The organism is Streptomyces sp. NPDC047072, assembly GCF_040643855.1.
Lineage (GTDB): Bacteria > Actinomycetota > Actinomycetes > Streptomycetales > Streptomycetaceae > Streptomyces.
This window is the reverse complement of the sequence record NZ_JBEYVC010000295.1, coordinates 1-7,562: the sequence shown is the minus strand read 5'-3', so window position 1 is coordinate 7,562 and position 7,562 is coordinate 1. Positions and strand designations below refer to the sequence as shown.

Sequence of the window (7,562 nt, the reverse complement as noted above, 5' to 3'; positions counted from 1 at the left end):
GCGCCCTCAACGCCGGACTGGAGGCCCTCACCCTCGCTCTCCTGGAGAGCGTCAACACGGGCGCCTGGGAGGACGACGGCACCGGCACCGCCGTGGCCACGCTGATCGCCGCGGGCGTCCCGGAAGAGCGGGCCGCACAGGTGGTCGCCGAGGTCTCCGCGGCCCAGGACTGAGTCAATAGTTGGCAACGGTTTTCATAAACTCACCTCCGGGGTCGTTTACGACAATCATTTCCACTTAGCGTGGCGGGGCACACAGACCGTTGCCTGGAGGATCCATGCCCATGTCCCCGTCCCGCCGACTGGCGCTGCTCGCCGCCGCCTCCGTCGCCCTGCTCACCGGCTGCGGCAGCAGTTCCTCCAGCAGCACGAGCGCGAGCGCCTCCCCCGCCGCGGCCGCCTCGTCCAAGGTCGACGTCGTCGCCTCCACCGACGTGTGGGGCGACGTCACCGAGCAGATAGGCGGCGACAAGGTCGCCGTCACCTCGATCATCAGCGACCCCGACCAGGACCCGCACTCCTACGAGGCCAACACCCAGAACCAGCTGGCCCTGTCCAAGGCGAAGGTCGTCGTCGAGAACGGCGGCGGCTACGACGACTTCGTGGGCCGAATGCTCAAGAGCGGCGGCAACTCCGCCGCCGAGGTCATCAACGCGGTCGACGTCTCCGGCCACACCGCCCCCAAGGGCGGCGAGCTCAACGAGCACGTCTGGTACGACTTCCCGACCGTCGCGAAGGTCGCCGACCGCATCGCCGCCGCCCTCGGCAAGGCCGACCCCGCCAACGCGACGACGTACACGAAGAACGCCACCGCCTTCAAGGCGAAGCTGAGCCCGCTGGAGGCCAAGGAGGCGGACATCAAGAAGCGGTACGGCGGTGAGGCCATCGGCATCACCGAGCCCGTGCCGCTGTACATGACCGAGGCGTCCGGCCTGGTGAACAAGACGCCCGAAGAGTTCAGCGAGGGCATCGAGGAGGGCACCGACGTCTCCCCCAAGGTCCTCCAGGAGACCCTGGCCCTCTACAGCGGCAAGCAGGTCAAGGCGCTGGTCTACAACGCGCAGACCTCCGGCCCGCAGTCCGAGAAGGTCGAGGACGCGGCCAAGGCGGCCGGCATCGCCGTCGTCCCCGTCACCGAGACCCTGCCCTCCGGCAAGGACTACCTGAGCTGGATGACCGGCAACGTCGACGCGCTCGCGAGCGCGCTCGCCAAGTGAGCACACCACCCCGGCCGGTCGTCAGCCTGCGCGGCGCCGCCCTGTCATACGGCGCCCGCACGGTGTGGCGGAACCTCGAACTCGACGTGCGCCCGGGCGAGTTCCTCGCGGTGCTGGGCCCGAACGGAGCGGGCAAGACCAGCTTCGTCCGGGCCCTGCTGGGCCGACAGCCGCTGTCCGCCGGGGAGTTGACGGTCCTCGGCCGCCCGCCCCGGGAGGCCGCCCGCCGTATCGGCTACGTCCCCCAGCAGGCGACGGTATCCGCGCAGGCGATGCTCCGCGCCCGTGACCTGGTGCGCTTCGGCATCGACGGGCACCGCTTCGCCCCGCGGCTGCGCTCGGCACCCGTCCGCCGGAAGGTCGACGAGATCCTCGCGGCGGTGGGCGCGTCCGCCTACGCCGACGTACCGCTCGGCCAGTTGTCCGGCGGCGAGCGCCAACGGGTGCGCATAGCGCAGGCGTTGGCGACCGACCCCGAACTCCTGCTGTGCGACGAGCCGTTGCTCTCCCTCGATCTGAACCACCAGCGCGCGGTCACCGAGTTGGTGGACGCGCGCCGTCGCGAGCACGGTACGGCGGTGGTGTTCGTGACGCACGAGATCAATCCGGTGCTCGACCTCGTGGACCGGGTGCTCTATCTGGCCCCCGGTGCCCATCGCGTCGGCACGCCCGACGAGGTGCTGACCTCCGCGTCCCTGTCCCGGCTGTACGGCACGCAGGTGGATGTCGTCCATGTGCACGGCCGGGTCGTGGTGGTCGGTGCCCTCGACGAGCACGCCCACCACGTCCCCGCGGAGGTCCGCCCATGAGCGTCTGGCACCAGATGTTCGACTTCCAGAACTACGGCGAACTCCTCGCCCTGGTCCGCAACTCGCTCATCGCCGGGGCCGCCCTCGGTCTGGTCGGCGGGCTCGCCGGGGTCTTCGTCGCGATGCGCGACCTGCCCTTCGCGGTGCACGGCATCAGCGAGCTGTCCTTCGCGGGCGCCTCCGGGGCGCTCCTGCTGGGCGGCAACATCGTGGCGGGCTCGATCACCGGGTCGCTGGTCGCGGCCGGCGCGATCGGCGTCCTCGGCACCCGGGCCCGGGACCGCAACTCGGTGATCGGCATCCTGATGCCGTTCGGCCTGGGCCTCGGCGTGCTCTTCCTCGCCCTCTACAAGGGGCGCGCGGCCAACAAGTTCGGCCTGCTCACCGGGCAGATCGTGGCCGTGGACACCCCGCAGACGGCCTGGCTGCTCGGCACCTCGGCGGTCGTGCTGATCGCCCTCGCGGTGATGTGGCGCCCGCTCGCCTTCGCGAGCGCCGACCCGGACGTCGCCGAGGCCCGCGGGGTGCCGGTGCGCGGGCTGTCGTTCGCCTTCATGATCGTGCTGGGTCTCGCGGTCGCCCTGTCGGTGCAGGTGGTGGGCGCGCTGCTGGTCCTGTCGCTGCTCATCACGCCGGCGGCGGCAGCGGCCCGGGTCACCGCGTCCCCGGTCCTGCTGCCGCTGCTGAGCGTGCTGTTCGCGGTGGTGTCGATCGAGGGCGGGATCCTGCTGGCCCTGGGCAGCAGCATCCCGATCAGCCCCTACGTCACCACGATCTCGTTCGTCCTCTACGTCGTCTGCCGCGCGGTGGGCGCCCGCCGGACGCGCCGGTGGGGAGCCCGACGGACAGCCGCCGCCGTCTAGTCGAGGGCGTCGATCAGCGCCTTGGTGACGTCCTCGGTGGAGGCGGTGCCGCCGACGTCGCGGGTCAGGATCCCGGCGGCGGTGGTCGTCTCGATCGCCTTGTTGAGGCGGGCCGCCTGCTCGGGCAGACCGAAGTGCTCCAGCATCAGGGCCGCGCTGCCGACCGCGCCGATCGGGTTGGCCAGGCCCTGGCCCGCGATGTCCGGGGCGGAGCCGTGCACCGGCTCGAACATGCTCGGGAAGCGGCGCTCGGGGTTGAGGTTGGCGCTGGCGGCCAGGCCCAGGCTGCCGGCGAGCGCGCTGCCGAGGTCGGAGAGGATGTCGGCGTTGAGGTTGGAGGCGACGACCACGGAGAGGTCCTCGGGCCTCAGGACGAACTTCGCGGACATCGCGTCGACCAGGACGCTCTCGGTCTCGACGTCCGGGTAGTCGGCGGCGACGCGCTTGAAGACGTCGTCCCACAGGACCATGCCGTACTGCTGGGCGTTGCTCTTCGTCACCGAGGAGACCTTGCGGCGGTCCCGGGTGCGGGCCAGGTCGAAGGCGAACCGCATGATCCGCTCGCAGCCGACCTCGGTGAACAGGGCGGACTGGACGGCGACTTCACCGCCGGGGCCGCGGCCGCCGAGGTTGCGGCCGCCGAGGCCCGCGTACTCGCCCTCGCTGTTCTCGCGGACGACGACCCAGTCCAGCTCGGTGTCGTCCGCCTTGCGCAGCGGGCTCTGGACACCGGGCAGGAAGTGCACGGGCCGGACGTTGGCCCACTGGTCGAAGCTCTGGCAGATCTTCAGGCGCAGGCCCCAGAGGCTGACGTGGTCGGGGACGGTGGGCCAGCCGACGGCGCCGAAGTAGATCGCGTCGAAGTCCTTCAGCTGCTCCAGCCCGTCCTCGTCCATCATCGTGCCGGTGCGCTCGTAGTACTCGCAGCCCCAGGGGAACTCCTCCCACTGGAAGGCGAACGCACCGCCGGAGTCCTCGGCCAGCGCGTCCAGGACGGCGCGTCCGGCGGCGACGACCTCCTTGCCCACGCCGTCGGCGGGGATGGCGGCGATACGGAAGGTGCGGGATGCGGTGGTCATGTACTGCCTCCGGCTCACTGTGGTGGGGTCGTCTCCGAGTCAACACAGGGTGGTCGTACGGCGTCCAAGACCAGCTTTCGATGCGATGTATAGGCGTAGCCGATCGGTCCCGCGTCAGGCGTCGCGGGCGCGGCGGCGGGCCAGCGACTCGGTGAGGTCGAGGAAGGCGCGCGCGGCCGGGGTCAGATGCGCGGGCAGGCTGACCATCGCCACATGGAGGTGCGCGGTCGGCTCGATGGGCGCGACCACGGCACCGCAGCGGCGGGCGAGGCGGGTCCAGGAGGAGGGCAGCACGGCGATCCCGACCCCGGTGAGGACCAGGGGCAGGATCGAGGTGCGGTGGTCGACGACGGTCACGATCTCCGTGCCGGTGCCGCCTGCGGTGATGTCGTCGACGATGCTGCGCATCAGGCTGCCGGTGCGGGAGGCGATGAGCTTCTGCCCGGCGAGGTCCCCGGGGCGGATCGTGACACCGTCCTCGATCGCCCCGCCGGGGGAGGCGACCACCACGAAGGGTTGGTCCTCCACGTGCAGGACGTCGAGTCCCGTCGGCTGCACGGGGGTTGCGCTGCCGAGCAGGCCCAGTTCGCAGGCGCCGCTGCGGACCAGGGAGACGACCTCGTCGGGGGTGAAGGCGGCGTGCGTGCCGACAGTCACCGAGGGGTGCAGGTCGGCGAAGCGGTGGATGAGGGTGGTGAGCGGTTCGATGCCGGGCGAGGGCATGGTGGCCACCTCGACGCTGCCGCCGTGCAGTCCGGCGAGGGCGGCGGCGGTGTCCCGTACGGCGGCGAGGTCCCGCAGGACGCGGCGGCTGGGCTCCAGCAGTTCCTGCCCGGCCTCACTGAGCACGACGCCCCGGCCGACGCGGTGGAAGAGCGCGACCCCGAGGTCGGCCTCCAGGTTCGCCATGGCCTGCGACAGCGACGGCTGGGCCACGTGAAGCGCGGCGGCTGCCTTGCTGAACCCGCCGTGCTCCACGATGGCCAGAAAGTACTCCAGCTGCCGGGCGTCCACGCTGCCTCCGCCGATCGATCCGTCCAGGCCAGGACCAACCTATCCAGCAGAACACCGACCCCCCGCTCGACGCGGGCGCGTGTGCACGCCGAGCGGGGGGCCGGTAGCGGGGGGTGGGGTGGTAGCCGGAGGGGCGCTAGCCGGAGGGTGGGTCGGTGGCGAGGAGTGGGCCGATCGCGGGGGTGCCGGGTCTTCGGATCGGGGCGACTGCGGGTTCGTCGTGGCTTGTCGCGCAGTTCCCCGCGCCCCTGGGTGGGGTGCGTGGACCGGCGTCTGCAAGCACCAGAGGGTCAGCCGGTCGCCCCCTGCGCGGCAGTGCGCCACGGCCGTCCGATCCAGCGGCGGACCCTCGCCCAAGGGCTCGGCGCATCGGCCGCCCCGGCGCCACCCCGCGCGCTGCCGGAGGAACCGTCCCCTAGAAAGCCACCTCGGTGGGCCGGGCGGCAGCCGCCGGCGCCACGGAAGCCCCGTCGGAACCGGCGCTCGCGCCACCGTCACCCGCCGTATCCGACTCGTCGGCACTGACGCTCGCGCCGCCCTCACGCGTATCCGGTCCGCCGGCACCGGCATTCGCGCCACCGTCACCCGCATCCGGTCCTCCGGCCCCGGCTGCGGGCTCGCCCTCTCCCGCCCGCGGAACGCCGTGCCCCGCGCTCTGCCGCCCCCGCCCGGCGTCCACCGCCGGCGACTCCCCCAGCGGACCTTCCTCGGCTTCCGTCACCGGCGACGGTTTCCGCGACCGGTCCTCCTCGGTCCCCCCGGTCAACGGCACCTCCCCCGCCTTTCCGGCCAGTACCGCCCGTGCCCGGTCCAGATCCAGCCCGTTCTCCCAGCGGGCGACCACCAGCGTGGCGACCGCGTTGCCGAAGAAGTTGACCATCGCGCGGCACTCGGACATGAACTTGTCGATGCCGAAGATCAGCATGATGCCCGCGGCCGGGACCGAGCCGACCGTCGAGAGGGTCGCGGTGAGGGCGATGAAGCCGCCGCCCGCGACACCGGCCGCACCCTTGGACGTCAGCAACATGACGGCGAGCAGGCCGAGTTGCTGGCCCAGGGAGAGGGACGTGTCCGTGGCCTGCGCGATGTAGAGCGTGGCCAGCGAGAGGTAGATCGCCGCCCCGTCGAGGTTGAAGCTGTAGCCGGTCGGCACGACCAGCCCCACGGTGGAGCGTTCCGCTCCCATGAAGTGCAGCTTGCGCATCAGCCCCGGCAACGCCGGCTCCGCCGTCGACGTGCCGAGGATCAGCCAGAACTCCTCCTTGAAGTACCGGAAGAGCTGGAAGATGTTCAGCCGCACGTACAGCGCGAGCACCCCGCCGAGCACCAGCACGACGAACAGCGCGGAGGTGACGTAGAAGAGGAGGATCAGCGAGCCGAGGCTGGTCAGCGTGGACAGGCCGAACTTCCCGATGGCGTACGACATCGCGCCGAACGCGCCCAGCGGCGCCGCCTTCATCACGAAGGACAGGACCTTGAAGACGACCTCGGTGAGCCGCCCGACGGCCGCGATGATCGGCTCGCCCGTCTTCCCGACCATCTTGACGGCGATGCCGAACACGACCGCCAGGAAGATGACCTGGAGGATGTTCCCCTCGACGAACGGGCCGAAGAAACTGTTCGGCACGATGTTGGTGAGGAACTCCCACCAGTGCTGGTGCTCGCCCTGCTCCACGTACTGGCTCGCGTCGCCCGAGGTGTGCAGCGTCGCCGGGTCGGCGTGCACGCCGTCGCCGAGGCGGAAGAGGTTGATCGCCACCAGGCCGGTCAGCAGCGCGACGATCGTGCCGACCTGGAAGTAGGTCAGCGCCTTGATCCCCGTGCGGCCGACCTTCTTGAGGTCCGCGACACCCGCGATGCCGCCGATGATCGTCAGGAAGACGATCGGACCGATCAGCATCTTCATCGCGGTGATGAACGTCGTGCCGATCGGCTCCATGTCGGTGGCGAGATCCGGCCATCGCCAGCCCAGCACGATGCCGATCACGATCGCCACCAGCACCTGCACGTACAGCTGGCGGTACCACGGCTTCGCCGCGGCCGGCTCCCGGTACGGGGTATGCGTCATTGCAGCCTCCCTGATCGCGCGGGGCCGAGCCCGTTCGGCCCGCGCCGGTCTGCGCCACAGTGAACCGGCGCACGGCCGGAGGGGTCCACGACCAAAAATCGATGCCCCGTATAGGCACCGCCTATCTGTTCTGCTCCCGGACCGCACGAGGGGCCGCGCCCAGTTCCCGGCGGCAGGTCTTGTTGAAGGCCTGGAGGTCGGGGATGCCGACGGTCGCGGCGATCGCCGGGATGGCGAGGGTGGAGGAGACCAGCAGGTGGCGGGCGCGTTCCATACGGCGGCGCCGGATGTAGCCGACGACCGTGAGCCCGGTGTCCGCGCGGAACAGCCGGGTCAGATGGGTGGGCGAGACCCCGGCGGCACGGGCGATCTCCGGCACGCTCAGCGGCCCGGCGAGCCGCTCCTCGACATGGGCCTCGGCCGCGCGCAGGGCCGTCAGGTGCGCAGGAAGCGCCAGGAGTCGGGGTCGTCCGCGCTTTCCGGGTTCAGGCCCAGTTCCCAGGCGATGCGGGC

General features: G+C 71.3%; 7 protein-coding genes and 1 pseudogene. 4 read left to right on the top strand and 4 right to left on the bottom strand.

What is annotated here, in order from left to right; all coding sequences use genetic code 11:
* The 4 genes and pseudogenes from ABZ896_RS51275 to ABZ896_RS51260 form a co-directional block, all read left to right on the top strand.
* Positions 1-173 (top strand): annotated as a pseudogene (locus tag ABZ896_RS51275) (TetR/AcrR family transcriptional regulator); the annotation flags it as partial.
* A gap of 104 nt (positions 174-277) precedes the next feature.
* Positions 278-1,216 (top strand): zinc ABC transporter substrate-binding protein, encoded by a 939-nt coding sequence (locus tag ABZ896_RS51270; RefSeq protein ID WP_360945944.1) that lies wholly within the window; start codon positions 278-280, stop codon positions 1,214-1,216.
* Positions 1,213-2,025 (top strand): ABC transporter ATP-binding protein, encoded by an 813-nt coding sequence (locus ABZ896_RS51265; RefSeq protein WP_360945941.1) that lies wholly within the window; start codon positions 1,213-1,215, stop codon positions 2,023-2,025. The genes ABZ896_RS51270 and ABZ896_RS51265 overlap by 4 nt, the downstream gene beginning before the upstream one ends.
* The gene (locus ABZ896_RS51260; protein ID WP_360945938.1) at positions 2,022-2,888 is read left to right on the top strand and encodes a metal ABC transporter permease; all 867 of its coding nucleotides are present in this window, start codon (positions 2,022-2,024) and stop codon (positions 2,886-2,888) included. Before ABZ896_RS51265 ends, ABZ896_RS51260 begins: the two co-directional genes overlap by 4 nt.
* On the opposite strand, the gene ABZ896_RS51255 is transcribed toward ABZ896_RS51260, so the two are convergent.
* From ABZ896_RS51255 to ABZ896_RS51240, 4 genes are all read right to left on the bottom strand, one after another.
* Entirely contained in the window at positions 2,885-3,967 is a 1,083-nt protein-coding gene (locus tag ABZ896_RS51255) for a tartrate dehydrogenase (protein WP_360945935.1), read from the bottom strand. The genes ABZ896_RS51260 and ABZ896_RS51255 overlap by 4 nt on opposite strands.
* Before the next feature lie 114 nt (positions 3,968-4,081).
* Positions 4,082-4,981: a LysR family transcriptional regulator gene (locus ABZ896_RS51250; RefSeq protein ID WP_360945932.1), complete on the bottom strand. Its 900-nt coding sequence runs from the start codon at positions 4,979-4,981 to the stop codon at positions 4,082-4,084.
* Positions 4,982-5,396: 415 nt separating this feature from the next.
* Positions 5,397-7,049, bottom strand: coding sequence for a C4-dicarboxylate transporter DctA (gene dctA / locus ABZ896_RS51245; RefSeq protein WP_360945929.1), 1,653 nt, complete (start codon positions 7,047-7,049; stop codon positions 5,397-5,399).
* 121 nt (positions 7,050-7,170) lie between these two features.
* The coding region (locus tag ABZ896_RS51240) for a helix-turn-helix domain-containing protein (protein WP_360945926.1) at positions 7,171-7,562 on the bottom strand (392 nt) is incomplete at its 5' end.